This is a genomic window from Muriicola sp. SD30 (assembly GCF_041205185.1).
In the GTDB taxonomy this organism is placed as follows: domain Bacteria; phylum Bacteroidota; class Bacteroidia; order Flavobacteriales; family Flavobacteriaceae; genus Muriicola.
In genome coordinates this window covers 478,660-504,096 of the sequence record NZ_JBGEWB010000001.1, presented here as the reverse complement: position 1 = coordinate 504,096, position 25,437 = coordinate 478,660, and the positions used below count along the sequence as shown (strand labels likewise).

The following is a 25,437-nucleotide window of genomic DNA, read 5'->3' as shown; positions in this document are numbered from 1 at the left end:
GGACCCGCAGGAGCTGACGGCGCTGATGGTGCTGACGGTGCTCAGGGACCGCAAGGAGATCCCGGGCCACAAGGACCGCAAGGAATACAAGGTGATCCCGGACCTCAGGGACCAATCGGACCTATGGGACCCGCAGGAGCTGATGGTGCTGATGGTGCACAAGGACCTCAGGGACCAGTTGGACCTGCAGGAGCAGACGGCGCTGATGGTGTTGACGGTGCTCAGGGACCTCAAGGTGATCCAGGGCCGCAAGGACCACAAGGATTACAAGGTGATCCCGGACCGCAAGGACCAACCGGACCAATAGGACCCGCAGGGGCTGACGGAGCTGATGGTGCTGATGGCGCACAAGGACCACAAGGAGATCCCGGACCGCAAGGACCGCAAGGAATACAAGGGCCAGCAGGACCTGCAGGAGCGGATGGAGCAGATGGCGCTGATGGTGCTGATGGTGCTCAAGGACCGCAAGGAGATCCCGGACCGCAGGGACCCGCAGGAGCAGATGGCGCTGATGGCGCTGATGGTGTCGATGGAGCACAAGGACCTCAAGGAAATCCAGGACCGCAAGGACCACAAGGACCTGCAGGGGCAGACGGCGCTGATGGCGCTGATGGTGCAGATGGTGCAGATGGTGCAGACGGTGCTCAGGGACCTCAGGGACCAGTCGGACCCGCAGGAGCTGACGGCGCTGATGGTGCTGACGGTGCTCAGGGACCGCAAGGAGATCCCGGGCCACAAGGACCGCAAGGAATACAAGGTGATCCCGGACCTCAGGGACCAGTCGGACCCGCAGGAGCAGATGGTGTAGATGGTGCACAGGGACCGCAAGGAATACAAGGTGACCCAGGGCCACAAGGGCCAGCAGGTGCCGACGGAGCAGATGGTGCTGATGGAGCACAAGGACCTCAGGGACCAGTCGGACCCGCAGGAGCAGACGGAGCTGATGGACCAATGGGACCCGCAGGGGCAGACGGCGCTGATGGCGCACAGGGACCTCAGGGAGATCCTGGACCTCAAGGACCAGTCGGACCCGCAGGAGCAGACGGAGCAGATGGTGCTGATGGAGCACAAGGACCTCAGGGACCAGTCGGACCCGCAGGAGCAGACGGAGCTGATGGACCAATGGGACCCGCAGGGGCAGACGGCGCTGATGGCGCACAGGGACCTCAGGGAGATCCTGGACCTCAAGGACCAGTCGGACCCGCAGGAGCAGACGGAGCAGATGGTGCTGATGGAGCACAAGGACCTCAGGGACCAGTCGGACCCGCAGGAGCAGACGGAGCTGATGGACCAATGGGACCCGCAGGGGCAGACGGCGCTGATGGCGCACAGGGACCTCAGGGAGATCCTGGACCTCAAGGACCAGTCGGACCCGCAGGAGCAGACGGAGCTGATGGCGCTCAGGGACCTCAGGGACCAGTTGGACCCGCAGGAGCAGACGGCGCAGATGGTGCTGATGGTGCTGACGGTGCACAGGGACCGCAAGGTGATCCCGGACCACAAGGGCCACAAGGAATACAAGGTGATCCCGGACCTCAGGGACCAGTCGGACCAATGGGACCCGCAGGTGCTGACGGTGCTCAGGGACCGCAAGGTGACCCGGGGCCACAAGGATTACAAGGTGATCCAGGACCTCAGGGACCAATCGGACCTGCAGGGGCAGACGGAGCTGATGGTGCTGACGGTGCTCAGGGACCACAAGGAGATCCAGGGCCACAAGGAATACAGGGAGACCCCGGTCCTCAGGGACCAGTCGGACCTGCAGGGGCAGACGGAGCTGATGGTGCTGACGGTGCTCAGGGACCACAAGGAGATCCAGGACCACAAGGGCCAGCAGGTGCCGACGGAGCAGATGGTGCTGATGGAGCACAAGGACCTCAGGGACCAATCGGACCTGCAGGAGCAGACGGTGCAGACGGCGTAGACGGTGCTCAAGGACCTCAAGGAGATCCCGGGCCGCAAGGGCCAGCTGGACCAATGGGACCCGCAGGAGCTGACGGAGCTGATGGCGCTGATGGTGCACAAGGACCTCAGGGACCAGCAGGATTAGACGGAGCTGATGGTGCTGACGGTGCTCAGGGACCACAAGGAGATCCAGGGCCACAAGGACCACAAGGAATACAAGGAGACCCTGGGCCAGCAGGTGCCGACGGAGCAGATGGAGCGCAAGGACCTCAGGGACCAATCGGACCCGCAGGACCACAAGGACCACAAGGACCGCAAGGACCGCAAGGACCGCAAGGACCAGATACCGTAACTAATTTAAGTCAGAACACAACATCAGGTATTATTTCTTACACAAATGAGGATACTACAATTCAGACTGCCAATGTGATATCCACGGATAGTAATAACAGCATAACCGTTGGATCAGATGGAGGTTCCTTTCTAAAAATAAATCTTGGTGGAAGATGGACGAATACTGATACGAGTACCAATCTTAACAACAATAATACTATAGCTCCTATTTTCGGAAATCAAGATTATAAGGATGGAGGAAATACCTTTTACGAAGTAATTGGGAATCTGATGATTGTAAAGGAAACAGGACGTTACGACATAAGGGCCAATTTGTCTTTAGAAGGCATAAATATTAGTGGCAACAGTAAACAAAGGACGAATGTAAATGCCAGAATAGCCGTTAATGGAACGGTCGTTGGTGCAATAGGAGCTTCAGGATATATAAGGTGGGCAAGCAATCACAATCATTCAAGTATCCACATTAGTGAAATCCTGCAACTCAACGCGAATGATGTAGTTACCATTGTTACATTCAGGGAAGCCAATAGTGGTGCTGTCCATTTTAGCGGAAGTGGTGAATCCAGTTTTATGATCAATAAACTGAAATAAAAAGATGAGATACTACTATCTTCTTTCTTTCTTACTCTTTACTGCCCTGATACAGGGCCAGGAAGCGGTACATAATTTCGGTAGCATACAAATTCACGGCGACACCAATGTTGGCTTCCATATGGATCTTGTAAACGATGGTACTTTTGATCAGAACACCGGCCTCGTTGGTTTTTACAGCGATCAGGACGCTTTAACAATTTCCGGAGCCTATATGCCCAATCTATTTGATACTGAAGTGGATGTAGGTGGCGGTTTGGTGCTGGAGACCACGGTTAACGTACTCAACAATGTAAACCTAATTACAGGAGATATAAAAACCTCAAAATCGGGTACAGCTATATATTCCAACTTCCTGGATGATGCCTTCTATATCGGGGAGAGCAGCGTATCCAAAATTGACGGATATGGGGCCATGACCAACAAAGCGTCTTTTGTTTTCCCGGTGGGGAATGAAGATCGGTTGAGACCCCTGATGATAGAATCTGTGGCTATCAACGCCATGGCAAAATGTGCTTATTTCTTTGAAGACCCAAATAATTCCAAAACGCTTAACGCGGATTTTAATACTACGAATAAAGCAACTGAGTTTATTTCCATAAGTGACACCGAATTCTGGCGTCTGGAAAGCGACGTCCCTTCCAAAGTGACCCTGACCTGGGATATGTACAGCGATGTTCGTAGCCTGGGAGAGTACCTTAGCGACCTAAAAGTGGTGGGCTGGAGCAAAACTGAAAACCAATGGGTTAACCTAGGTAACTCAGAGGTTGAAGGGGGTATGGCATACGGTTCTGTGACCTCTGAAGTATTTGTCCCCAGCGACTATGAGATCCTTACCATTGGCGGAAATGATGACCGTCTCGAAACCTACGCTACAATTGATCTCGATAATTATTTCATGACCCCCAATGGAGACGGCGCCAATGATATACTGATACTCGACGGAATTGAAAATTCGCCCAACAACGTACTGGAAATCTTTAACAGATACGGGGTGCTGGTCTATTCACAAGCCAATTATCAAAATGATTTTGACGGGCAGTCGAATCGCGAAAGTGTGGTTAAAAGGGGAACAGGCCTGGCATCAGGCATCTACTTTTACATCATCACCATGCACGACCTTCGCCAGAAACACCAGGGCTATTTATATATATCAAACTAAAAAATTGGCCATCAAGGACCTTTAGTTGATAACGAAATAGTACGACAGATGAGTCGCTCAGGAATTTTTCAAGAGTGATATCAGCTGAAAACTGTCGAATTTGTTTTAATTTAGGGAATAATAATAAAGGAGTAGATTAAGCTCTTTCAAATTGTTTTTGATTTTAAATTTATGAAAAAACTCACTTCTAATATACGCTTCATCATCAGTATCTGCTTGTTGTTTTCCGCTTATCACCAAACCTTTGCACAGGATGAAAAATACTCCATAGAAGAGTTGATGGGGAAAGCAGATATTGAATTGTTCGGCGAAGGCATTAATCTTCGAAAAGAAGCCCACGATGCTTTCCTCGCCATGAAAAAAGCGGCCTATCAGGATGGCATTGACATAGAAATTGTATCAAGCTTCAGGAGTTTTGACAGGCAACTCGCAATTTACGAACGGAAGTATTTGCAGTTTTCCGAAGATGAAGGGATGGAGCCTTTGCAGGCCATCGATAAGATCATAGAATACTCCACCATCCCGGGTACCAGCAGGCACCACTGGGGTACGGATATCGATATCATCGACAGAAGTAAACCCACCGAAGGCGATGTTCTTGTCCCTTCGAAATTTGAAGAGGGAGGACCTTTTGAAGATCTTAAACTCTGGATGGACGAACACGCAAGTGAATATGGTTTTTACCTCGTTTACACTAAAGAACCCAAACGCAGAGGTTTTAAATATGAACCCTGGCACTACAGCTATGCGCCTCTTTCCGTTCCCATGTTAGAGGTCTTTCGAAAGAAGAACATCCTTCAACTTCTCATTGAAGAGGAATTTATAGGAAATGAATTCCTGACCACCGGGTTTATCAAAACCTATATCCGGGACAATATTCTCGACATCAACCCGACACTCTTATAATGAGATAAAAGGATGGCTTAATTACAGAACATGAGAAGGGCAAACTGGAAATTAAGAATATTCATCGGCCTGGCCATCGTTGCCTTTGCAATGGTTCAACGCTGTAGTAACAAAGAGAAAAATCCTTATACAGGCAGGGTTCAGAACATCAACATGACTGCCGAACAGGAAATTGCTATTGGCTTGCAAAGCACCCCTCAGATAGCTCAGCAATACGGCGGACTATACGGAGACGACCGCATGCAGGCCTATGTAGATGCGGTTGGCGATAAGCTCGTGCGAAATAGCATCGCCAGGGAAACCCCTTACGAATACGAATTCCACCTCCTTGCCGACAATAAAACTATCAATGCCTTTGCCCTGCCGGGCGGGCAGATCTTTATTACCTATGCCCTCTTTTCTCAACTTAATGAAGCCCAGTTAGCCGGGGTCCTTGGACATGAAATAGGTCATGTTATCGGCAGGCATTCAGCAGAACGCATAGCGGAAAGTAATTTCTGGAAAACGGTAAGCATGGGAGCCCAGGTAGGTGCCGATGCAGGAAATATCGTTGGAAGTATCGGACAGAATACACTGCTTAAGAATGGCCGGGGAGACGAATTGGAAAGTGATGATCTGGGCGTACTTTTTATGATACGATCCGGATATGAGCCCGAAGAAATGATCAGGGTAATGGAAATTTTAAAAGGAGCTGCCGGACCTAACCGGGCACCGGAATTTCAGAGTACCCATCCAGATCCCGACAATCGCATCGCAAAGATTAAAGAATCGATCAGAAAATACGAAGGCGGATAATTGAGGTAATTAATCGGCCAAAATTAGGTTCCTGTCCTTTTTTTTCTATCTTTGGATTTCTCCCAAGTCATAATTTGCCCCCGATTTAACCCCTTATAACTTTAAGAACACTAAAACTATATGGGAACACTAATACACTTTAAAAACTTATACCAGCAAGCCTTTGATGACTGTAAACCAGAATATGTGGTCTTACTTTTAAAGGTGTATTCGGCATTTTGCGCATTAATGCTGCTGATGGCAGTTTATGCATTCTTATACAGAGCTTTTACAGGCTTTGAATTCTAAACCCTTTTTCGAGAACACTAGGGTATTATTATTTTCTATGGGAAACCTCCGTATTCTTTCGGGGGTTTCTTTTTTTATTGCTCAGTTGTGATAAGATGCATTGTTAAAACCTCAAATGCAAGAGCTTCAAGGAAAAAGGACGCGTAAATGTGGTAATCCCCGCTAAATCATGCTATTTTTGCCACATAATTGAAGTATCTCCATGAAAATGCAAAAAAAGGTTATCCTAATGATCCTGGACGGCTGGGGTAAATCCCCTGATCCCAAAGTTTCGGCAGTGGATCAGGCCAATACCCCATTTGTCAGTTCCCTCTACAAAAAATATCCCAATAGTAATCTATTGACGGATGGAATGAATGTTGGATTGCCCGACGGACAAATGGGAAACAGTGAAGTTGGGCACATGAATCTAGGAGCTGGTCGAATTGTCTATCAGGACCTGGCCAAGATCAACAAGGCGGTGAAAGAAGACCGTATGAAGGATGAACCTGTAATCAGAGAAGCTTTTGATTATGCCAAAAAGAACGGAAAATGTGTCCATTTCCTTGGACTTGTCAGCGATGGTGGGGTTCATAGCCACACGGATCACTTAAAAGGCCTAATCGACGCAGCAGAAGGCCATGATTTGAAAAACGTTTATATCCATGCCTTTACTGACGGACGTGATGTAGATCCCAGAAGTGGAAAAGGATTTATACAGGACCTGCGGGATTATTGCAAAGAAAAAAATACTCAACTGGCCACTGTGATCGGGCGTTACTATGCCATGGACCGTGATAAGCGCTGGGAACGCATAAAACTGGCTTACGATCTGATGGTACATGGGAAAGGCGAAAAAACTGCCGATCCTTCGCTTGCAATTCAAAAAAGCTACGACGATGGCCTTACAGACGAATTCCTCAAACCCATTGTGGTTACAGGCAAGGGTGGCCAGGCGCTCACAACCATTAAAGAAAATGATGTTGTGATATTTTTTAATTTCCGGACCGATCGAGGGCGAGAGCTTACTGAAGTCCTATCACAAAAAGATCACCCAGACCATCAGATGAAGACCCTGAATCTGTATTATGTTACCCTTACTAATTACGATGATTCTTTTAAAGGCATCAAAGTAGTTTATGGGAAAGAGAATCTCCAGGACACCCTGGGCGAAGTGCTCTCCAAGGCTGGAAAAAAACAAATCCGCATAGCAGAGACCGAAAAGTACCCCCATGTTACCTTTTTCTTTAATGGTGGACGGGAAGTCCCATTTGAAGGTGAAAAACGCATTATGTGCCCTTCGCCGAAAGTAGCTACCTACGATCTTAAGCCCGAGATGAGTGCTTATGAAATCAGGGATGCTATTCTTCCTGAATTAGAAAAGGGAGAAGCCGACTTTGTATGTCTGAATTTTGCAAACCCCGATATGGTAGGACATACCGGTATTATGGAAGCTGCAATCAAAGCGGTGGAAACAGTAGATAGTTGTGCCGAAGCGGTAGTAAAAAAGGGACTAAAACACGGATATAGCTCACTCATTATTGCGGATCACGGAAATTGCGATACGATGATCAATCCGGATGGTAGTCCTAATACTGCACACACCACAAACCCGGTACCGCTAATCGTAGTAGACAAAGACATAAAAGAAGTAAAAGACGGCGTTCTTGGTGATATTGCACCTACAATTCTACATATGATGGGTATTGCAAAACCCGAGACGATGACTCAGAATTCACTACTATAACGCATTTTGTGACCCCAGAAGCTTATGATTCAAGTAAAGACGGCAGAAGAAATTGAATTAATGCGTGAGAGCGCCTTAATTGTCTCCAGAACACTTGGCATGCTGGCCAAGGAAATCAAACCGGGTGTAACCGGTCTAGACCTCGATAAACGGGCAGAAGAATTTATTCGGGACCACGGTGCCGAACCTGGTTTTCTGGGGATGTACGATTTCCCAAATACACTCAATCTAAGTCCGAATGCCCAGGTAGTACATGGAATTCCCAATAAAGAAGCGCTAAAAGACGGGGATATTCTATCCGTTGATTGTGGCGCTTTGAAAAACGGATTTTATGGAGACCATGCCTACACTTTCGAAGTGGGTTCTGTAGATGAGGCAACAAAAAAATTACTTAGGATATCCAAGGAATCGCTCTACAAGGGAATTGAACAATTCAGAATAGGAAACCGGGTTGGTGATGTGGCCTATGCCATCCAGCAGCATTGTGAAGCCGAAGGCTATGGAATTGTAAGAGAATTAGTAGGCCATGGCCTGGGCAGGGATTTACACGAATCACCAGAAATGCCTAATTACGGTAAACGGGGAAGAGGGAAAAAATTTGTTGAAGGAATGGTCGTTGCTATCGAGCCTATGGTCAATATGGGAACACGAAGGATAAAACAACTCCGGGATGGCTGGACCATTTTGACCGCCGATGGAAAACCAAGTGCTCATTTTGAGCATGACGTTGCCCTTGTAAACGGTAAACCCGAACTCCTTTCCACCTTCCAATACATCTACGATGCCCTCGGAATCGTCAATGATGAAGAAGATGCTTATCGTGCCACTAAACTGCAGCTCTAATGCTATTGGAAAAGGGTGAAAAAAGTCTTTAAATACATATTAAAACTATTTCCCCGCCCTCTTCTGATCAGAATGAGTTACTGGGTCAGGCCCTTGCTGGCATTTGCGCTTAAGGGAAACCGTTTTACTGATCCTATTGACGGGAAAAGTTTCCGGAAATTTCTTCCCTACGGCTATGAAAAGCCACGTGAGAATGTCCTCTCTCCGTCTACGCTTTCCCTGGAAAGACACCGACTACTATGGCTTTACCTGAGTAGAGAAACGGATTTCTTCAGCAAAGCCTACAAGGTGCTGCATTTTGCCCCTGAACAGGCATTCTATCAGAGATTTCGTAAGCTTCAGAACCTAAATTACACAACTACAGATCTCAATTCTCCCCTGGCGGATGTAAAAGCAGACATTTGTGAGCTTCCCTTTGAAGATAATAGTTTTGATATCATCCTCTGTAATCATGTCCTTGAACATATCCCTGATGACAAAAAGGCCATGTCAGAGCTCTTCCGCGTAATGAAGAAGGGAGGATGGGGAATTTTTCAAATTCCGCAGGACCTCGATCGGGAAGTTACTTTTGAAGATGACAGTATTACCGATAAGAAAAAAAGAGCCGAGATTTTTGGCCAGTACGACCATGTGAGAATCTACGGCCGGGATTATTTTCAAAAACTTACAGAGGCAGGATTCAAGGTAGAAGCTGTGCCATACGCCTCTCAGATGTCAAACGAGGAGGTGGAGCGATTCCGCCTTGCGAACAATGAAGTCGTACCCCTGGTACATAAACCCTGATCACTTCCTCACGCGTTCCAGAAATCCGGGGGTAAAATATTCTTGTACTTCTCCTTGTGGGTCGATATAAATAAGATAGGCCTCAAGTTCCTTCTTTCCTTCAAGATATACCATAGAACTGTCGAGTTCCATTGTCATAAATGCCGTTGCATAGGCATCGGCAAGAGCACAATTGGAAGCGATCACGCTGGCTGCGAGGACGTTTGAATTTCTTGTAAATCCGGTTTTAGGATCGATCGTATGAACGAATTTCTCCCCTGTTAGGGAATCTACCCTGAACTTCCGGTAATTACCTGATGAAGCCAGGGCTTCATCCCTTAGGTTGAGCGTAATCTTTAGTCGGCGTCCCTGTTCCACCTGAGGATCATCTATGCCAACCACCCATGGTTGCGCTTTAAGCTGGTTAATACCTTTTGAAACGATCTCCCCCCCTACTTCAACGAGATAATTTTCAATCTGGTTTTGATCCAGCATCACCGCTAACCTGTCTATAGCATATCCCTTTGCAATCGCATTAAAGTCGAGTTGCATCTCCGGATATTTTTTCCTGATTTGATTGTCTCCGGTAAGTTCAATCTTATCTAAGCCTACAAACATCTTAAGCCTGTTTACTTCGGCGCTGTCCATTTTCATTGCCTGCCCCGGCCCGAATCCCCATGCATTGACCAGGATACCTACCGTTGGATCAAAATACCCGTTTGTGGTATGGTACACTTCACGAGATAAGGCCAGGACTTCCCTGAACATCTCATCCACGACCACAGTGGAATCTCCTCTGTTGATCCTTGAAATATCAGAATCGCGAATATAGGTCGACATGGACTGATTCACCTCCCGAAAAACCGAATCGATCTGTCCCTGGAGATTCAGAGTGTCTTTTGATATATAAATAATGGAGTAGGTAGTTCCCAAAGCCTCTCCTAATTCGGTGTTTTTAATCCATCTTTCCTCCTTACCGCAGCCGATCAGGGTAAGGGCTATCCCGAGAAGGAGAAACAGAAGGGAATTATATTTCAATGAGACCTTCATAGTGTACCATGTATTCTTGATTCAGCAAAACCGGATGATTCCTGTTGGCCGCATTGGAAATACCAACACCTGCATAATAGGTACGTGCTTCAAATTTCAGGGCGTGTTCTTTTACTGTAGCCATGAGATCTGTATCGTATTCAGAAGGGTTTTCCGGATAAGGTATATTACGCACCACAATAAAATGCAATTCTTTATCCTTCAGGCACACAAATTGCGGGTTTTTCCGGAGTTTGCTGTTAATCCCCATAAATTCAAAACCCTCGGCCTCCAGTTCCTTCCCCACTATGTTCATGGCGAGGTTATGCAGTTCTTGTTCCGTAAGTTCTTTCATCTTGTACAGGATAAAAAAACCGATATCGTGGGATATCGGTTTTGTTGTAAACATTGAATAATACCTTATCCTCCGAAGTCGTCGAATCTGATATTTTCATCAGGTATTCCAAAATCCTCTCCCATTTTTTGAACTGCCTTGTTCATCAGTGGAGGACCACAAAAATACAGTTCAATATCTTCCGGGGTTTCGTGCTTGCTCAGGTAATTATCGATCACACAATTGTGAATAAAACCGACAAAGCCATCACCGGGAGCATCCAGGTCTTCTTTTACCTTCCAGTTATCTTCTTCCAGAGGCTCGGATAGAGCCATATAGAATTTGAAGTTTGGAAATTCTTCTTCCAGTCTTTTAAAATGGTCTATGTAGAACAGTTCTCTTTTAGAGCGTCCCCCGTACCAATAGGTTACTTTCCTATTGGTTTTAAGCGTTTTGAAAAGGTGATATAAATGCGATCGCATTGGCGCCATCCCTGCTCCTCCTCCAACGTAAAGCATTTCTGCGTCGGATTCATTGATAAAGAACTCCCCGTAAGGTCCGGAAATCGTAACCTTATCACCTTCTTTCTGAGCAAAGATATAAGATGAAGCTACTCCGGGATTTACATCCATCCAGCCATTCTTGGCCCGATCCCAGGGTGGGGTTGCAATCCGGACATTCAACATGATCTCCCTTCCCTCAGCTGGATAGGATGCCATGGAATAGGCCCGTTCTACCACTTCTGTATTCTTCATCACCAAAGGCCAGAGATTGAATTTATCCCATTCAGTCTGAAATTTATCAGGTGTTTCATGCTCTTCGGGATGTGCGGTAATATCGATATCGGAATACTTAATCTCGCAGGGAGGTATTTCAATCTGGATATATCCCCCAGCCTTGTAATTCATATCCTCCGGAATTTCCACTACGAATTCCTTGATGAAGGAAGCCACGTTGTAATTTCGAACGACCGTTCCTTCCCATTTCTTTATCCCAAAAACCTCTTCAGGAATGGTAATATTCATATCCTGCTTTACCTTCACCTGGCAGGCGAGTCTTGCTCCTTCATTGAGTTCTCTCTTTGAAAAATGAGGCGTTTCCGTAGGCAGGGCTTCTCCTCCTCCCGACAAAACGTGACATTCACATTGGATACAGGTTCCACCTCCGCCACAGGCCGAGGGAAGGAAAATTTTCTGATTCCCCAGGGTGGACAAAAGTGAATTCCCCGATGCCACTTCAACTTGTTTTTCCCCATTAATAGTAATGGTAACAGGACCTGATGGGGATAATTTTTCTTTAGTAAAAAGTAAAAGGGCAACCAAAAGTAATAACAGCACCAGGAAGGCTATTACCGTGATCAATATGGTACCTAAAGTACTTGTAGCTAAAATCATGCTTATTCTTTTTCTATAGCGTTATAGGTAACGGTATTCTGAGCCGTTTCCTCTTCCAATTTTTTCTTTTCCTTTTCCTCCTGCTGTGCAGTAGTATCTTCAGCCGCAACAGGAACCTCATCGCCCCCGGTTAGCATCCCTCCAAAACTCATAAAACCAATCGCCATAAGGCCTGTAATTATAAAAGTAATCCCCAGGCCTCTTAAGGGTGGTGGTACATTGGAGTATCTGATTTTTTCACGGATAGCGGCAATAGCGAGGATGGCTAAAAACCAACCGATCCCAGAACTAAGTCCGTAGTTAAAGGCCAGACCGAGAGAGGAGATTTCCCTGGCCTGCATAAATAATGACCCCCCAAGAATTGCACAGTTCACTGCAATAAGTGGCAAAAATATTCCAAGGGAATTATAAAGTGCCGGAGAAAATTTTTCCACGACAATTTCCACCAATTGAACCATAGTAGCTATGGTAGCAATAAAGAGTATAAAGGAGAGAAAGCTCAGGTTGTAATCTGCATATTCAGGTCCTAACCAGGCAAGGGCACCATCTCTGAGTAAATATTGATCCAGGAGCCAGTTCAAAGGAACTGTAACGGCAAGGACAAAAATTACGGCGGCACCAAGACCTACTGCCGTAGTCACCTTTTTGGATACGGCCAGATAGGAACACATCCCGAGGAAGGTTGCGAATACCATGTTGTCAATAAAAATCGACTTAAAAAATAATTCTGTATGCTCTAACATATTTCGTGTTTAAAAGCTGGTTTAATTTTCTTCTATCAAGGCCGGGTTACGCGATCGTTGTACCCAAATTAAAATTCCCACTACGATAAGGGCCATAGGGGACAATAGCATAAAACCGTTGTTTTCGTATCCAATTGCATAAAGGCCGGTCTTTTCAATTGGGTTACCCAAAACGGCGTATCCGAGTAAGGTACCTGAACCCAGTAGTTCCCTGAAAAAACCAACGATAATTAAAATGATACCGTAGCCGGCAGCATTCCCTATCCCGTCAAGGAAGGATCTCTTTACTCCGTTTCCAAGAGCAAAGGCTTCAAACCTACCCATGATGATACAATTGGTAATGATAAGTCCGACAAACACCGCCAGGGTTTTACTTAACGTATAGGCATAAGCTTTCAGCACCTGATCCACGACAATCACCAAAGCGGCAACAACGACCAATTGCACGATAATCCTGATTTTGGATGGAATCACATTCCGCAACAGAGAGATGACCACGTTCCCAAGGCCCATTACAAATACAACCGACAGGGCCATAACAATGGACGCTTTGAGTTCCGCTGTGATCGCCAGGGCAGAACAGATACCAAGTACCTGAATAGTAATAGGATTATTATCCGCCAGAGGATCTAATATTAGTTTGGAATCTTTTTTGGAAAGTATTGCCATCTTATTGAGTTCTTATTGATTCAAAATAGTCCTTGTATAGTGTCACTGTCTTAGAGATCATCGCGGAAACTCCATTCCCGGTTATAGTCGCTCCTGCAAGAGCATCTACCTCATTGTCGTCTTTAATATTATTCACAGGATCATTATTCCCTTTAATCACCTTAATGCCTGCATAATTTGAGCCGTTCAGGATACTTTCTCCTGTAAAATCGTCCATGAAATAACGCTGCTTGATATTGGCACCCAGACCGGGAGTTTCAGCCTTATGATCAAAATACACGCCTTGTACGACCATATTTTTATCCAGAGCCATAAATCCCCAGATCGCATCCCACAGTCCTTTGCCGTACATCGGAACGATGTAGAAGGTTTCTCCGTCTTTATCTCCAACATAAACAGGCAACTGAGGAGTTGCTCCATTCTTTAATTTATCCAGTTCTTTTTTGAGATCGATCAAATATGCCTCATCGTTTTCCGTGATCTTATCCCCTTCAATTACTAATTGTTTGGTGATATAAGTCTTGAACTCCTGTTCTACCACATCTGCCGGTACAAAATTTACGCTGCCTTCATCTTCATTTTCATTGACGCCCATTGCGTAAAGTATATTCTGTTGCTTTTCGAAGCGCTCATTCTCTTTTATCTTCCCACTAAGGGCAGAGGCCAGATAAGCCAGAATAGTACCCACTACAATAACCATTGCACAGGCAAAAAGTACAGTGTATAAATTATTTTCCTTATTCATGAGCTATATGGTTTCAACTTTAAGTGCAGCCTCTTTTTCTTCTGTATCCTTTGGCAGGATCACTGCATTCTTAAATCGTTTTAATCTCCTTCTGACATTGCCTCGAACCACGTAATGATCTATGGTTGGTGCAAATACGTTCATCAATAAAATGGCAAGGAATACACCTTCAGGGTAAGCCGGATTAAATACGCGGATCATAACCGAAATAAATCCGATCAGAAAACCGTAAATCCATTTACCCCTGTTTGTCTGTGAACCAGTTACCGGGTCGGTAGCCATGTACACAATCCCGAAAGCTAATCCGCCCACAATCAGATGTTTCCAGAAATCAAAACTCATCAGTCCGTAGAATTTACTTGTTTCCGTGATCCAGCCCGCATCAACTACGCCATTGAAAATAAGACCCATTGCCAGGGCACCTGCCACAGCACTTACCATGATCCTCCAACTAGCGATCTTACTAAAGATCAGAAATAGTCCTCCCAGTAAGATGAGGAAGGCAGAAGTTTCACCTACTGAACCCGGAATAAAACCAAAGAACATATCAGAAACCGTGTAGGAAAACTGGTCTCCTCCATTCTGGGCCAGATACCCTAAAATAGTTTCTCCGGAAATCGCATCGGGCGTTCCTGCCCTTTCCATTCCCTCATAGACCCATACCTTGTCTCCACTCATCCAGGTAGGATAGGCAAAGAAAAGGAAGGCACGAATGGTTAAGGCCGGATTGAGGATATTCATCCCTGTACCACCAAAAACCTCTTTTCCAATAACCACACCAAATACTACGGCAACCGCCAGCATCCATAGTGGAGTGTCGATAGGGACAATGAGCGGCACAAGCATACCTGTCACCAGATATCCTTCTTCCACCTCATGACCTTTTATCACAGCAAAAATAAATTCAACCAATAGTCCTACCCCGTAGGAGACTACTACAAGGGGTAAAACCTTAATAATTCCGATCCAGAAGTTATCCCAGGTGATAAAGTCGTTCCAAACTGAAAAGTTTTCCGGAAATCCATTGACAGCTGAATAATGCTGGTAACCTGCATTGAACATGGAAAATAACAGAACCGGAATCAATGCCATGATCACAGTATTCATGGTTCGTTTCAAATCATCCGCCGCCCTGATATGCCCACCGGAATGTGTAGTTTCATCCGGGGTAAATAAAAAGGTGTGGAAGGCGTTAAAAGCCGGTGCCATCTTTTTATCCCGGAAATGATGTTTCAGGATGTGCAATCTCTTTTTAAACGTCAGTCTCTTGTCTCTCATTCTTATCCAATTTCTTTATGTAATAAGTCCAATCCTTCTCTAATGATCTGCTGGTGTGGTTGTTTTGAAATACAAATAAATTCAGTCAGGGAAAAGTCTTCCGGGATCACTTCGTACAAGCCCAGTTGCTCCATTTCATCCAGGTCTTTAACCATACAGGCTTTTAAAAGCTGCAGAGGGTAGATATCCATAGGAAATACCTCTTCGTATTGCCCAGTTACCACAAAAGCCCTGTGCTCTCCGTTGGTATTGGTATCAAGGTCGTATTTTTTCTTTGGCTGCAACCAGGAGAATGTCAGTGCTCTGGTAGTTGAAATTTTGTCAAACACAGGTTTATTCCATCCAAACAATTCATAATCATCGCCCTCAGGGATGGCTGATACCGTCGAATTGTAAAAACCAAGATGACCGTCCTGCCGGGTTTTAGATCCCGTGAGAACATCTCCGTTAATAACTCTGAAATTCTTATCGTTGACTCCGCTTGCATAAAGGAAAGTAGCTACCTCCGCTCCTATTCTGGTTTTATAATACTGTGGCTTCTTTATCGACGATCCTGCCAGGGCAATCAGGCGTTCGGCATTAAACTTCCCTGTGAGCAGGGCCTCACCGATGATGACCAGGTCTGCTGCACCTACAGTCCAGACTCGTTCCCCTTTGTTTATCGGATCTATTTTATTGATCTGAGTCCCCACCAGTCCTGCCGGATGTGGACCAGATACCTTATGCAATTCTATTCCATCCATAGCAGCGAAAATAGAATTACCGGAAGCTTTTACGGAAACATGAACCGACCCGGGTGTTAGTTTCCCGAGGGCCGTAAGTGCCGCCTGAATTTCTTTTTCCCGTCCAGCAAGTACATATTCCATATCCGCAGCCAGGGGACCGGTGTTGAAGCCGGAGATGAAAACCGCCTTTGGTGTCGTTTCAGGATCTGCAATCAGATCATATGGTCTTTGCTTGATAAAAGGCCAGCATCCTGATTGCAACAAAAAGCTTTTTAATTCGGCTCCTGAAACTGTATGCAGCTCAGGTGTTTTATGGGTTATACTTTCCTGTTCTTTATCAGCAAGTATTTTTAATCTCAGGATTCTTCTTCTTGCCCCGCGTTCAATTTCAATAAGCTCTCCACTGACAGGGGAGACGAATTTCATGGATTCAACTTTCTTATTGTAAAACAGGGGTTCGCCGGCTTTCACTTCTGCACCTTCTTTTACTATCATTTTTGGCGTCATGCCGTGAAAGTCAGAAAGGTTTATGGCGTATACATTACTCAGTGCGGCTTTGGAAGTCGTAGGTTCCGCGGCACCTACCAGGTTGATATTTAACCCCTTTTTAATTCGAATGTCTTTTGACATGAAACAGAACCCTTTTATGGTTATAAAAATTTGCCCAAAAATACCACTTAAAAGAAAGTTTTCATAATTATTGCCTATAAATTTGGGCATTACACCGATGTGACTTTCGTGGGCATGGTTTTTGTTTACCTTTGGTTCAAATTTAGCCTGATAATGCGCCTAAATCTTAAACAATTTATTTTCTGCTTGGTTGTAGTTCAGGGTTTTACCCAGGTTCAAGAGGAAGTGAATCCTCCTGAAAATATAAAAACGATTATTTTCAAAGGGGCAACCGAAGAACAATTTCCTGTGATTCAGTTAGGGGATCAGTTATTCCTGGAATTCGACGATCTTCTGGCAACAGAACAGGACTACTATTATTCTATTGTGCATTGTAATTATGACTGGACAAAGTCACAACTTTTAAAGTCCCAGTACCTGAGCGGGATGGATAACCAACGTATCATCAATTACGAAAATAGTTACAACACCCTTCAACCCTACTCCAACTACCAGCTCACCATTCCAAATGCTAACGTCAAGCTAAAAGTAAGTGGGAACTATATACTTGAGGTATATAACAGTTCATACCAATTACAGTTTTCGAGACGATTTGTCGTATATCGGGACCTGGTAAATGTAGGTGCTGTGGTCAAAAGATCGCGGGATTTCAATTTTCTTGACGAGCGTCAATCGGTTCAATTTGAGATCAATTCAGCAGGCTTTCCCTGGGTCAATCCTATAAAAGAGATTAAAGTAGCCATTATTCAGAATTACCAGTGGCATTCGATGTTACAGAATATCAGGCCACAGTATGTTCTGGGCAATTCTTTGGTATATAAATATGATAAGGAGACGAGCTTTTTAGGGGGGAACGAATTCCTAAATTTTGATACCAGTGATCTGAGAGCTCCAACGGCGGCCATTTCGAGGATCGAATTTGAGGATCTGTACCAGCATTACCTCTTCCCAGATATTTTCAGGTACGATCGGGAGTATACCTATTTCCCTGATATCAATGGCGACTTTCTCATCAGAACCCTGCAGGGGGAAGAAGTTTCACGCGAAGCAGAATACACGGAAGTTCACTTTACGCTACCGTATACAGAACGCCTTGGCCTTGACGAGGTTTTTATCTATGGGAAGTTTAATAATTATGCCCTGGAAGAGGAAAATAAAATGAGCTATAATGACACCACCGGAAATATGGAAGCCACCCTTCTCCTTAAGCAGGGTTTCTACAACTACTCTTATGCTTTAAAAGGAGCAGATGGACAGGTAGATCTCAATGCGGTAGTCGGTAATTTTCACTTTACCGAAAACAGTTATCTGATCCTGGTATACTACAGGGATTTTGGAGACCTTTACGACGGAATCATCGGGATAGGTACCGCAAATTCGAGCACTATTACAAACTAGGATATTCAGGTTGAGCAGGGAAAATTACCGCTACACCGAATATTTTTTATAAATCTACCGGCCATTGGGCATATTTATTATCTTGCCTGGTACAAGATTTCTGATTAACAGGATATTTCTATGTCGATTGAAAACCATATCTTTTGCCACCTTACAAAAGGTGTAACTCAGGAAACCAATCGCTAAAGAAACAAACAGAAGAACTATAGAAGACGTGAAGATGATTACACAGGTTACCAAAGGGATAAAAATTTCTGTTGCGACAAGTTTTGAAGGTACTTTCTTTAAAAACTATAAAACGCATTTCGCTTTTGGATACACTATAAGTATAGAAAATCAGAGTAAACACTCTGTACAACTCACTTCTCGTCATTGGCAGATCTTTGATGCCCTGAACGAGATGGAAATTCTCGATGGAGAAGGTGTAATAGGCAAAAAACCGGTAATCAAACCAGGGCAGTCTCACACCTATAGTTCCGGGTGTCTGCTATCATCTCCTATCGGCTCAATGAAGGGCTATTTTAACATGGTTAATTTTACAACCACAGAGAAATTCAGGGTCTACGTTCCCGTATTTAAATTCAGTGCTCCATTTGCATTAAATTAAGTCATTTTTCCCTCTATAAGTATTTTATAAAGCTTCCTTCTTTTAGTACCTTTGCATGATTTTAAACTAAACTATCTAAATCATGGGTAAAGGATTTTTTCAGGTACCAATAGCTATTAATGAACCGATAAAAAGCTATGCTCCCGGAACTCCGGAAAGGGAAGCGGTTCTTGTGCGATACAGAACATATTACAACGGAAACGAAGACATTCCTCTTTACATTGGATCCGGAGAAATCAGGACGGGAAATACCAAACCCCTCTCTCCTCCCCATGATCATAAAAAACAGGTAGGTGTGTACCATCTTGCCGAAAAAAAGCATGTAACTCAGGCTATTGAAACAGCATTGGAAGCAAGAGAAGGATGGGCCAACCTTAGCTGGGAGCAACGTGCAGCAATTTTCCTTAAGGCAGCTGAATTAGTTGCGGGACCTTACAGGGCTAAGATCAATGCCGCAACAATGATTGCCCAGTCGAAGACGATACATCAGGCTGAAATTGATGCGGCCTGTGAGTTTATCGACTTCCTTCGTTTTAATGTGGAGTATATGTCTCAGATCTATCAGGAGCAACCCGACTCTGCGGAAGGGATCTGGAACCGGGTAGAATATCGTCCTTTGGAAGGATTTGTCTATGCCATTACACCATTCAATTTTACGGCCATCGCCGGAAATCTCCCTGCAAGTGCGGCGATGATGGGCAATGTAGTGGTCTGGAAACCCAGTGACAGTCAGATCTTCTCAGCAAAAATACTCGTAGATGTTTTTAAGGAAGCAGGCTTGCCTGACGGGGTGATCAATGTAATCTACGGAGATCCGGTAATGATCACAGAGACCATCCTGTCTCATCCAGACTTTTCCGGACTTCATTTTACCGGATCTACTGATGTCTTTAAAAGTTTATGGACGCAAATAGGAAACAACATTAATACTTATAAAACCTATCCCCGAATTGTTGGTGAAACCGGAGGGAAAGACTTTATCCTGGCGCACCCGACAGCGAAACCAAAACAGGTTGCGACAGCTATCGTCCGCGGGGCTTTTGAATTTCAGGGACAGAAATGTAGCGCAGCTTCAAGGGTATATCTGCCCGAATCCACCGCGGAGACTATTCTTGCAGAAGTGAAGAAAGACCTTGCTTCTTTTAATGCTCCGGGCTCACCTGAAGACATGAAGAACTTTATTACTGCTGTTATTCACGAAGGGGCATTTGACAAACTGGCATCCTATATCGATAGGGCAAAAAAGGATAAGGAAGCATCCATTTTTGCCGGTGGCGGATACGATAAGTCGAAGGGTTATTTTATAGAACCTACAGTTATTTTAACTACCGACCCGCATTATGTCACTATGGAAACAGAATTATTCGGGCCTGTAGTTACCGTATATGTATACAAGGATGAAGACTGGAATGAGACAATGGATCTGGTTGATACAACATCTCCATACGCCCTTACCGGGGCGGTGATGGCTACGGATCGTTATGCCATTGACCAGGCAACCAAGGCCTTGCAAAATTGCGCCGGAAACTTCTACATCAATGATAAACCTACAGGAGCTGTTGTAGGACAGCAACCCTTTGGTGGAGCCAGGGCCTCAGGAACCAACGACAAGGCAGGTTCTGCTCAAAACTTACTAAGATGGGTTAGTCCCAGACTGATTAAAGAAACCTTTGTTAGTCCGGAAGATTACCGTTATCCATTTATGGGATAAAAACAGAATCCTCTTATACCTAAACCCCTAAGGCGTTGATTCTTAGGGGTTTTTTATTTAAAAATTTGAAATATGTATAAAGCTGGAATACTTTTAATGTAAAGTTAACGTTAATTTAAGGTAATTTTTTTGTAAATTAGTAATATAAAATCAATTCATATGAAGAATTCAGTTGCCATTAACAATTCTCAGGGAATGATTATGTCGAAATTCAATCGCCACTACCAGGCTATAAAAAAGTACGCCCGAAAGTGCAGATATTGTTATCTGTCTATGCTAACTATGTAGTTATCCTTTATATTTCAAAGGCAAGTAAACAACCTTCTTTGATATAAAAAAGTCCTCTATAAAATAATCGGAAAGATTAAAGATCTGGGCATTTCTGTAGGTCTTTAATTCCTCAGCTAAATCCCCCCCTTTTAAATACAGAATGCCATTCTTTAGAGAGTGACTCGATTCCTTTTTTATTTTTCCTCTCACCCAATGCACAAATGTTGGCATGGCGGCTACAGCTCTACTCACAATAAAATCAAACTGAAGCTGAAGTCCTTCGACACGCATATTTTTTACCGTGACGTTTTGTAATCCCAATCCATCTGCCACTTCCCCAACTACTTTAACTTTCTTTCCAATGGAATCTACCAGGGTAAACTGAGTTTCAGGGAAGAGAATTGCCAGTGGTATTCCCGGAAATCCACCACCCGTTCCCACATCGAGGACCTGCGCTCCGGGAAGGAAAGACATCACTTTGGTAATCCCCAGTGAATGCAACACATGTCTCAGGTAAAGCTCATCGATGTCTTTACGTGATACCACATTGATTTTTTTATTCCAGTCCTGGTAAAGTTCACCTAACTTCTCGAATTGTTGTTGCTGTAAAGCCGTAAGATCAGGGAAGTATTTTCTAATTAAAGTCGCATCCATATAAGGTGATTTCCTGACCAAAAATACCACAATTCAAATCACTTTTTAATCTAATTTTATGACATGACGGGCATTAAATAGTAACATATTACGTTATCTTTACGGCTTTTAGTACTATTTATGGAGAATCAAACAATTAAATTTTCAAGAAAGGACTCAGCCAAATTCTTCAGGACCCTCAATAAACGGGTCAATGATTATTTCGCAGAGAACAATATAAAAAAGACCGGGAACTGGCGGCTGCACCTTAAAACCGCTGTTATGTTTTCCCTTTTTCTCGCACCTTATTTTCTAATCCTGACATTAAACCTGCCCAACTGGGCTAACCTATTACTTACCATTACTATGGGAGTTGGTATGGCCGGCGTAGGGATGAATGTGATGCACGATGGCAATCACGGTTCCTACTCAACCAAAAAATGGGTAAATAAACTCATGGGCAGCAGTATATACATCCTTGCCGGAAATGTATATAACTGGCAGGTACAACACAATGTATTGCACCATACCTATACGAATATCCACAACCATGATGAAGACCTCGAAGCAGGACGGGTATTACGCTTTTCCAAACATGCCAAATGGCACCGATTTCACAGATTTCAACATTTCTATTCTGTATTGCTATACGGCTTACTTACCTTCAACTGGGCCATTACAACCGATTTTATGCAGATGTATAGATACACTAAAAGGAAGTTGTCATATGGCAAGTTTCCAAACCCGTTCCTGAACTGGAGTGTACTACTTGCCACAAAAGCAATATATGTCACCATCTGGATCGTCCTCCCAATGATATTTCTGAATATTGCATGGTGGAAAATCCTTCTCGGGTTTTTTATTATGCATTACGTAGCAGGTGTTATTCTCAGTGTTGTATTCCAACTGGCACATGTGGTGGATGAAGCAGAGACCCCCTTACCTGAGAAAGACGGATCAATGAAAAACACCTGGGCTATTCACCAGTTGTTTACCACAGTAAACTTTGGAACCAAAAATAAGATTGTCAACTGGTTTACCGGCGGACTCAACCATCAGGTTGAACATCATATCTTCCCTAACATCAGTCATATCCATTACACAAAAATCTCCAAAATTGTGAAAGAAACGGCTAAGGAGTTTAATTTGCCTTACAATGAGTATAAAACTACCAGAAAAGCCATAATTTCGCACTTCAGACATTTAAAAGAACTGGGGAAGAATCCTCAGTTGCAGTTTCAGTAAATTTTATCCGCAATGAGCAACCCACTATCCGATAGAATCAACAAATTATCTACTTCGGCCACCCTTGCTATGGCCGCCAAGGCTCGCGAACTCAGAAACGAAGGCAAGGATATCATTGGTCTTAGCCTGGGGGAACCCGACTTTAATATTCCTGATTTTATAAAGGATGCTGCCAAAAAGGCTATAGACGAAAATTACAGCAGCTATTCTCCGGTAGACGGATATGCGGATCTTAAAAAGGCCATTTCAGAAAAGTTTAAACGAGATAATGCCCTCACCTACTCTCCTAATCAGATTGTTGTCTCTACCGGTGCAAAACAATCCCTGGCCAATGTAGCCATGGTTATGCTCAACAAAGGGGATGAAGTGATCCTCCCAGCTCCTTACTGGGTAAGCTATAGCGATATAGTCCAACTTGCAGAAGGGACTCCGGTTGAGGTACCGACTTCTATAGAAACCGATTTCAAAATGACGCCTGAACAGCTAGAAGCTGCGATTACGCCAAAGACAAAGATGCTTTGGTTTAGCTCTCCCTGTAATCCCAGTGGTTCTGTTTACAGCGAAGAAGAACTGAAAGGGCTTGCGAAAGTGTTGAAAAAGCACCCGGGAATTTTCGTTGTATCAGATGAGATCTATGAACACATCAATTTCAGGGGAAAACACTCCAGTATTGCCACCATTGAAGGAATGTATGACAGGACTATCACCGTAAATGGAGTTTCCAAGGCCTTTGCCATGACAGGATGGAGGATTGGCTATATCGGAGCCGCTAATTGGATAGCGAAAGCATGTACTAAATTTCAGGGGCAAATTACAAGTGGTGCCAACGCAATAGGTCAACGCGCCACTATCGCCGCATTAGAAGCTCCCGTAAGCAAGATACAATTCATGATTGACAAATTCCGGGAGAGGCGCGACCTTATTCTGGGCCTTCTGGGTACGATTGACGGATTTAAACTGAACGTACCGGAAGGAGCCTTTTATGTCTTCCCGAATATTTCAAGTTATTTTGGAAAGGAGTTGAAAGGAGTCAAAATCAATAATGCTTCAGATTTTGCCATGTACCTGCTGGAGCACGCCAATGTGGCAACAGTTACCGGTGAAGCCTTTGGCAACCCTGATTGCATCCGGATATCCTATGCTGCCTCTGAAGCTGAGATTCGCGAAGCCGTAGACAGGATAAAGAAAGTACTTTAAGCCTAATTAGGTTTTCTTCCAGAAATAGGGAGTCATGAGGATAAGGACCGTGAAGAGCTCCAACCTTCCTGCCAGCATCAGAAATCCACACCACCATTTTCCAAGTTGGGGCAAGCTGTTAAAATTATTCAACGGACTAAGGGTGCCAAAAGCAGGACCAACATTACCCAGGGAAGAAGCAGCCCCTCCAATGGAAGATTCAAAATCAAGGCCTAAAAAGCCCAACACCAGCGCGCCTATAATAAACAACAACATATAAAGTACAAAGAACCCGATGACGTTATAGACCACATGCTCGGTGACCGTCTTTTGATTGAAACGCACAGGGATAATCGCATTGGGATGCAAGGTCCTTTTAAATTCGAGCAGACCGTTCTTGATGATCAGGATATGCCGCATGATTTTAATACCTCCTGCAGTAGATCCGGCAGAACCTCCAATAAACATCAGTCCGAAGAAGAAAACTGTAACAAAAGGTGTCCAGGCTGTAAAATCGGCCGTAACAAAACCCGTAGTTGTTATTACAGCTACCACCTGAAAGAGGGCATGCCTGAATGAGCTTTCTACATTACCCATAACCATGGGATGATAATCCGAGACTGGCACTTCAGCCTTAAAATAAATTACAAGGCCAACCGCTAGGACAAAGATCCCCATAAGTATGGCGTAGAATTTAAATTCTTCATCCCTGAGGACCTTCTGGACTTTCCCCTTGAAAGCAAAATAACTCAGGACAAAATTACTTCCGGCCAGGAACATAAAAAAGATAACGATGTATTGAATCAGAGGCTGGTTATTCCAGTAGGCCAGACTCGCATTTTTGGTTGAAAAACCCCCGGTGGATAAAGTGGCTAGGGAGTGGTTGATCGCATCGAAGAACGACATTCCTGCCAGTTTCAATAAGAGGGTTTCGGCCATTGTGTAGCCAAAATAAATCAACCACAGACGTTTAGCGGTATCCGTAATCCTTGGATGTAGTTTGTCTGCGTTTGGCCCAGGTGCCTCGGCGGCGAAGAGCTGCATCCCCCCTATTCCCAATAAAGGCAATATGGCAATAGCAAGGACAATAATTCCCATGCCCCCAATCCAGTGAGTAAGACTCCTCCAGAATAGAATTCCTTCCGGCAAGGCCTCTATATCATCAATAATAGATGCTCCTGTGGTTGTATAACCCGACATGGTTTCAAAAAAGGCATTGGTAATACCCGGTATGGCACCTGAAAATAAGTAGGGTAAAACGCCGGAGGCTGCCATTATGATCCACCCAAAGGTTACGATAATATACCCTTCTTTCCGGCTCACTTCTTTTTCATGGCCTCTGGTGAGAAACATGGCCATTACTCCAAGCATCATGGTAACAATCGCCGCCAGGGTAATATCCAGGGTTACACCGTCCTGATAGATGCCACTTACGAGGGCCGCCAGGAGCATAAATCCTCCGTTGCAAAGTAATAGGAGGCCCATGAGGTGAAGGATGATTTTCGTGTTGAACCCCAT

23 protein-coding genes and 1 pseudogene are annotated in these 25,437 nt (G+C 44.6%); 14 read left to right on the top strand and 10 right to left on the bottom strand.

Translation table 11 applies throughout. The features are described from left to right. The 8 genes and pseudogenes from AB8P51_RS02215 to AB8P51_RS02180 form a co-directional block, all read left to right on the top strand. Positions 1-2,850: pseudogene (locus AB8P51_RS02215) on the top strand (hypothetical protein); the annotation flags it as partial. Positions 2,851-2,854: 4 nt separating this feature from the next. Beyond that, positions 2,855-4,012, top strand: a complete 1,158-nt coding sequence (locus AB8P51_RS02210) for a gliding motility-associated C-terminal domain-containing protein (protein WP_369747136.1) — start codon at positions 2,855-2,857, stop codon at positions 4,010-4,012. Between the two features lie 279 nt (positions 4,013-4,291). Beyond that, on the top strand, positions 4,292-4,918 hold the full coding sequence (locus tag AB8P51_RS02205) for a M15 family metallopeptidase (protein WP_369747684.1): 627 nt from the start codon (positions 4,292-4,294) through the stop codon (positions 4,916-4,918). Positions 4,919-4,948: 30 nt separating this feature from the next. Beyond that, positions 4,949-5,713, top strand: coding sequence for a M48 family metalloprotease (locus AB8P51_RS02200; protein WP_369747135.1), 765 nt, complete (start codon positions 4,949-4,951; stop codon positions 5,711-5,713). A 120-nt stretch (positions 5,714-5,833) separates the two neighbouring features. Next, positions 5,834-6,001, top strand: a complete 168-nt coding sequence (locus AB8P51_RS02195; protein ID WP_369747134.1) for a DUF6747 family protein — start codon at positions 5,834-5,836, stop codon at positions 5,999-6,001. A gap of 208 nt (positions 6,002-6,209) precedes the next feature. Further along, positions 6,210-7,727, top strand: a complete 1,518-nt coding sequence (gene gpmI / locus AB8P51_RS02190; protein ID WP_369747683.1) for a 2,3-bisphosphoglycerate-independent phosphoglycerate mutase — start codon at positions 6,210-6,212, stop codon at positions 7,725-7,727. Between the two features lie 24 nt (positions 7,728-7,751). Then, positions 7,752-8,570 carry a type I methionyl aminopeptidase gene (map, locus tag AB8P51_RS02185; protein WP_369747133.1) on the top strand — a complete coding sequence of 273 codons (819 nt, stop codon included), beginning with the start codon at positions 7,752-7,754 and terminating at the stop codon, positions 8,568-8,570. A gap of 15 nt (positions 8,571-8,585) precedes the next feature. Next, positions 8,586-9,353, top strand: coding sequence for a class I SAM-dependent methyltransferase (locus AB8P51_RS02180; protein WP_369747132.1), 768 nt, complete (start codon positions 8,586-8,588; stop codon positions 9,351-9,353). Here the strand turns inward: AB8P51_RS02180 and AB8P51_RS02175 are convergent, their stop codons facing one another. The 8 genes from AB8P51_RS02175 to AB8P51_RS02140 all read right to left on the bottom strand — a co-directional run bounded on the left by AB8P51_RS02175 (position 9,354) and on the right by AB8P51_RS02140 (position 16,879). Next, positions 9,354-10,382, bottom strand: a complete 1,029-nt coding sequence (locus AB8P51_RS02175; RefSeq protein ID WP_369747131.1) for an FAD:protein FMN transferase — start codon at positions 10,380-10,382, stop codon at positions 9,354-9,356. It lies immediately after the preceding gene. Further along, positions 10,360-10,716 carry a Na(+)-translocating NADH-quinone reductase subunit F gene (locus AB8P51_RS02170; RefSeq protein ID WP_369747129.1) on the bottom strand — a complete coding sequence of 119 codons (357 nt, stop codon included), beginning with the start codon at positions 10,714-10,716 and terminating at the stop codon, positions 10,360-10,362. The genes AB8P51_RS02175 and AB8P51_RS02170 overlap by 23 nt, the downstream gene beginning before the upstream one ends. Before the next feature lie 65 nt (positions 10,717-10,781). Beyond that, positions 10,782-12,089: an NADH:ubiquinone reductase (Na(+)-transporting) subunit F gene (nqrF, locus tag AB8P51_RS02165; protein WP_369747128.1), complete on the bottom strand. Its 1,308-nt coding sequence runs from the start codon at positions 12,087-12,089 to the stop codon at positions 10,782-10,784. A 2-nt stretch (positions 12,090-12,091) separates the two neighbouring features. Then, positions 12,092-12,832, bottom strand: coding sequence for an NADH:ubiquinone reductase (Na(+)-transporting) subunit E (gene nqrE, locus AB8P51_RS02160; RefSeq protein WP_369747127.1), 741 nt, complete (start codon positions 12,830-12,832; stop codon positions 12,092-12,094). 21 nt (positions 12,833-12,853) lie between these two features. Next, the gene (locus AB8P51_RS02155) at positions 12,854-13,501 is read right to left on the bottom strand and encodes an NADH:ubiquinone reductase (Na(+)-transporting) subunit D (protein WP_369747126.1); all 648 of its coding nucleotides are present in this window, start codon (positions 13,499-13,501) and stop codon (positions 12,854-12,856) included. A gap of 1 nt (position 13,502) precedes the next feature. After that, positions 13,503-14,246 carry a Na(+)-translocating NADH-quinone reductase subunit C gene (locus tag AB8P51_RS02150; RefSeq protein WP_369747125.1) on the bottom strand — a complete coding sequence of 248 codons (744 nt, stop codon included), beginning with the start codon at positions 14,244-14,246 and terminating at the stop codon, positions 13,503-13,505. Positions 14,247-14,249: 3 nt separating this feature from the next. Next, positions 14,250-15,524: an NADH:ubiquinone reductase (Na(+)-transporting) subunit B gene (locus AB8P51_RS02145; RefSeq protein WP_369747124.1), complete on the bottom strand. Its 1,275-nt coding sequence runs from the start codon at positions 15,522-15,524 to the stop codon at positions 14,250-14,252. A gap of 2 nt (positions 15,525-15,526) precedes the next feature. Then, a complete protein-coding gene (locus AB8P51_RS02140) occupies positions 15,527-16,879 on the bottom strand; it encodes a Na(+)-translocating NADH-quinone reductase subunit A (RefSeq protein WP_369747123.1) in 1,353 nt (450 codons plus the stop codon). A gap of 153 nt (positions 16,880-17,032) precedes the next feature. On the opposite strand from AB8P51_RS02140, the gene AB8P51_RS02135 reads away from it, so the two are divergent. The 4 genes from AB8P51_RS02135 (at position 17,033) to AB8P51_RS02120 (ending at position 20,883) form a co-directional block, all read left to right on the top strand. Further along, positions 17,033-18,277, top strand: a complete 1,245-nt coding sequence (locus tag AB8P51_RS02135; protein WP_369747122.1) for a DUF5103 domain-containing protein — start codon at positions 17,033-17,035, stop codon at positions 18,275-18,277. Positions 18,278-18,497: 220 nt separating this feature from the next. After that, entirely contained in the window at positions 18,498-18,884 is a 387-nt protein-coding gene (gene apaG / locus AB8P51_RS02130; protein ID WP_129606892.1) for a Co2+/Mg2+ efflux protein ApaG, read from the top strand. 82 nt (positions 18,885-18,966) lie between these two features. Beyond that, positions 18,967-20,595 carry an L-glutamate gamma-semialdehyde dehydrogenase gene (pruA, locus tag AB8P51_RS02125; RefSeq protein ID WP_369747121.1) on the top strand — a complete coding sequence of 543 codons (1,629 nt, stop codon included), beginning with the start codon at positions 18,967-18,969 and terminating at the stop codon, positions 20,593-20,595. A 159-nt stretch (positions 20,596-20,754) separates the two neighbouring features. Beyond that, positions 20,755-20,883 (top strand): hypothetical protein, encoded by a 129-nt coding sequence (locus AB8P51_RS02120; RefSeq protein ID WP_369747120.1) that lies wholly within the window; start codon positions 20,755-20,757, stop codon positions 20,881-20,883. On the opposite strand, the gene rsmG is transcribed toward AB8P51_RS02120, so the two are convergent. Beyond that, the gene (gene rsmG, locus AB8P51_RS02115) at positions 20,884-21,519 is read right to left on the bottom strand and encodes a 16S rRNA (guanine(527)-N(7))-methyltransferase RsmG (protein WP_369747119.1); all 636 of its coding nucleotides are present in this window, start codon (positions 21,517-21,519) and stop codon (positions 20,884-20,886) included. It abuts the gene before it with no gap. 120 nt (positions 21,520-21,639) lie between these two features. Between rsmG and AB8P51_RS02110 the strand changes: the two genes are divergently transcribed. Both AB8P51_RS02110 and AB8P51_RS02105 read left to right on the top strand, forming a co-directional pair. Next, entirely contained in the window at positions 21,640-22,743 is a 1,104-nt protein-coding gene (locus tag AB8P51_RS02110; protein ID WP_369747118.1) for a fatty acid desaturase, read from the top strand. A gap of 12 nt (positions 22,744-22,755) precedes the next feature. Beyond that, positions 22,756-23,940 carry a pyridoxal phosphate-dependent aminotransferase gene (locus AB8P51_RS02105; RefSeq protein WP_369747117.1) on the top strand — a complete coding sequence of 395 codons (1,185 nt, stop codon included), beginning with the start codon at positions 22,756-22,758 and terminating at the stop codon, positions 23,938-23,940. A 6-nt stretch (positions 23,941-23,946) separates the two neighbouring features. Here the strand turns inward: AB8P51_RS02105 and AB8P51_RS02100 are convergent, their stop codons facing one another. Continuing rightward, positions 23,947-25,437, bottom strand: coding sequence for a TrkH family potassium uptake protein (locus AB8P51_RS02100; protein WP_369747115.1), 1,491 nt, complete (start codon positions 25,435-25,437; stop codon positions 23,947-23,949).